We start from the raw sequence: 3,006 nt of genomic DNA on the forward strand, positions 1-3,006 counted from the left end.
AGCGAGCATCTCGCGCTTGAGCCAGAAGGCATCCGCGGATTGCGGTACGTCCGAGCGCACCTCGTCCAGGATGACCTCGGCGTTCGGGCTCTGGCCGTTCGCCCGCGTGGCCACCGAGACCGCGCCCTCCGGCCGCACGGAGACGATGATGCAGGGCACCGGCGGCACCAAGAAGCCCGTGAAGGCCCCCGCCTCCAAGAAGTCCGCGCAGTAGTCCGCCGCCCTCCTCCAAGGGACGCACCACACGCCGTGCCCGAGCAGGGGCGCTCTCTTCACGAGGGCGCCCCTGTTCGCGTTTCCGGGCCCTGCAACGCTCCGACCCTCCTCTTCTTGGGTTTCCAGTAAAACCACCATTTGACAGGAACAGAGGAATCCTGCATAACGGGACATGTGTGGATGACAGCTCATCCACGACAGGAAGGGGTGACCCCCTCCCCCCCTTCAAGCGAGACGGTCATGGTGGAAGCGTTCACGAAGGTGTCCGAAGCGTCGCGGTTGCTCCTGGACAAGGGCCTGTGCCCGGCCACCGGTTCGGATGCGCTGGGCATGGTGGCTCGCCCGATGAAGGTGGACCGCGCGTGCCTCTTCGAGAACCGGACCACGAACCTGGCGGGCAGGTTCCTCACGGACCTGCGCTACGCCTGGGCGGAGCCGGGTGTGGTGTCCCCGCTGGCGCACCCGGTGCTGCGCTCGCTGCCGATGCGCGACTACGCGATGGCGTGGGCGGACATGCTGGAGGCGCAGATGGTGGTCTCCTGCACCACCAAGGAAGCGCCCCCGATGATGCGCGAGCTGCTGGAGCGCCAGGGCGTGCAGTCCGTGCTGATGTGCCCCATCGTCCCGGCCAAGCAGTGGTGGGGCTTCGTGGCCTTCGAGGACTGCCGCCAGGCCCGCCTGTGGCGCCCGGAGGAGATTTCGCTGCTCAAGTCGCTGGCGCGGGCCATTGGCGCGTCGGTGCGGCACGCGAACATGCGCTCCTCGCTGTCGCAGGTGCGCACCAACCTCACCAGCGTGCTGCGCCCCGTCGCCGGGGACACCTGAGCCGACACCGGAGCCGACCTGGGGAGCCCATTTGGAGCTCCCACGGGAAGTGACAGCACCCGGGTCATGGCCGCCCGCCCACCCGGCGAGCGGAAGGGGGCCGGAAGGGCAGCTGGGGAGCGGTAACGCGGCGCCCCGTTTCTGCTACCCTCGCCGCCCTGTCCCCCGCCCATGTCCTCGTTCGAGCCTACCGCCATCAGTCGTTCCCGGCCTCCTGATCTCGTCAGCGGCTACCGCCTGGAGAAGCTCGTCGGCGCTGGCGGCATGGGAGAGGTCCACAAGGCCACCCAGCTGTCGCTCGGCCGCACGGTCGCGGTGAAGCTGCTGAATCCGGACCTGGCCAAGGATCCGTCGTTCATCGCGCGCTTCCAGAAGGAAGCCGCGGCGCTGGCGACGCTGAGCCACCCCCACGTCGTCGCCATCGTCGACAAGGGGAAGACGGACAACACGTACTACCTGGTGATGGAGTTCGTGGACGGGCCGTCCCTGCGCGAGCTCATGCGCAACCCGTCCATGGACACGCCGGCGCTCCTGCGCCGGATGCTCGAAATCTGCCGGGCCATCGAGTACGCGCACGGCCGGGGCGTCATCCACCGCGACCTGAAGCCGGAGAACATCCTGCTGGATCAGCAGGCCGGCGGCATCGCGAAGGTGTCCGACTTCGGGCTGGCGTCCTTCCTGGACGACGCGTCCGCGGCGTCGCGCTTCGCGCTCACGTCCACGCACGTGTCCATGGGCACCATCTCGTACATGGCGCCCGAGCAGCGCGTGGACGCGAAGAGCGCGGACGCGCGCGCGGACATCTTCTCCCTGGGCGTCATCCTCTACGAGACCTTCACCGGCGAGGTGCCGCTGGGCACCTTTGATCCGCCGTCGCGCAAGCGCGCGGGGCTGGACTCGCGCGTGGACGCCATCGTGATGCGGTGCCTCAAGCCGGATCCGGACGAGCGCTATCCGTCCGTCGCCGCGCTCATCGCGGACCTGGAGCCGCTGGTCCCCGGAAGCCTGCTGTCCATGCCGCCGCTGAGGCTGACGCGCTGGCAGCGGGCGAAGGCCGCGATGCGCCGCGCCGCGCGCGTGACGGCGCAGACGGCCGCGGGGGTGATGGTGCTGGCCGCCGCGGGCGTGTTGGGCGTGGCGTACAACCGCAGCGGGCAGGTGCGCGTCCAGCCGCCGCTGGCCGGCAAGGCCATCATGGACCAGGCGCTGCGGGACGCGCCCCGCAACGGCCCGGGCCGGGTGGAGGACGTCACCCCGGACAAGCGCCGCGTGACCATGGGAGACGGTCCGGATCTGCCCCAGATGCTGGTGGCCGGCCGGACGCTGAGCTTTGAGAACAAGGCCCTGGTCTTCCCTCCCGTGGACGACAACGAGGCGTCGCGCGTGGGCCGCGCGCGCGTGGATGTGCTGGGGCTGGTGGGCGGTGTGGCCCGGCTGACCGCGCGCGTGCGCGCTGAAGCTCCGCCGACCACGTGGAAGCGCCGCCTGAAGGAAGTCTGGGACGGCCCGCCGCCGGAGCCGGTGGCCTCGCTGGGGCTGATGGGCCGGGACGGCCGCTACGTCACGCTCGTGCACCATGGCGCGGGCGCGCCGCTGACCCTGGAGTGGTCCCTGGGCGAGCGCGGCGGCGCCATGCTGGGCCTCGCGTCCCCGGAGGGCGAGGTGCGGCTGGAGCTGTTCGTCACCGAGGACGGCGTGATGCAGGCCTTCGTCGGCCAGGGGAAGGACCAGCGCCCCATCGCGGAGCCGCTGAACCTGGGCCCGGACTGGCAGGCCCACTTCGGCGAGCCCCCCGTGCCGGCCATCGGCTGCATCGAGGGCACGTGCACCATCGAGGGGCTCACCTACACGGTGGACAAGCCCGCGCCCGTGACGGAGGCCCCGTCCACGCCGGTGGTCGTCGTCCCGCAGGCGCCGGTGCGCACGGTGGCCGCCAACACGGTGCCGGCGAAGGCGGTGGTGGCC

General features: G+C 71.0%; 3 protein-coding genes. 2 read left to right on the forward strand and 1 reads right to left on the reverse strand.

Annotated features, from left to right (window positions below; translation table 11 throughout):
• Positions 1-276, reverse strand: a 276-nt coding sequence (locus D7Y11_RS42150) for a hypothetical protein (RefSeq protein ID WP_148139287.1), incomplete at its 3' end; no start/stop codon positions are given.
• A gap of 180 nt (positions 277-456) precedes the next feature.
• On the opposite strand from D7Y11_RS42150, the gene D7Y11_RS42155 reads away from it, so the two are divergent.
• On the forward strand, positions 457-1,041 hold the full coding sequence (locus tag D7Y11_RS42155; RefSeq protein ID WP_120581614.1) for a GAF domain-containing protein: 585 nt from the start codon (positions 457-459) through the stop codon (positions 1,039-1,041).
• 171 nt (positions 1,042-1,212) lie between these two features.
• On the forward strand, positions 1,213-3,006 hold a 1,794-nt coding region (locus D7Y11_RS42160), incomplete at its 3' end, for a serine/threonine-protein kinase (RefSeq protein WP_233607585.1).

It is taken from the genome of Corallococcus sp. AB018 (genome assembly GCF_003986945.1).
GTDB lineage: Bacteria > Myxococcota > Myxococcia > Myxococcales > Myxococcaceae > Corallococcus > Corallococcus exiguus.

Coding starts and splice junctions, on each gene's coding strand:
- D7Y11_RS42155 (WP_120581614.1), top strand. CDS start 457: ATGGTGGAAGCGTTCACGAAGGTGTCCGAAGCGTCGCGGTTGCTCCTG.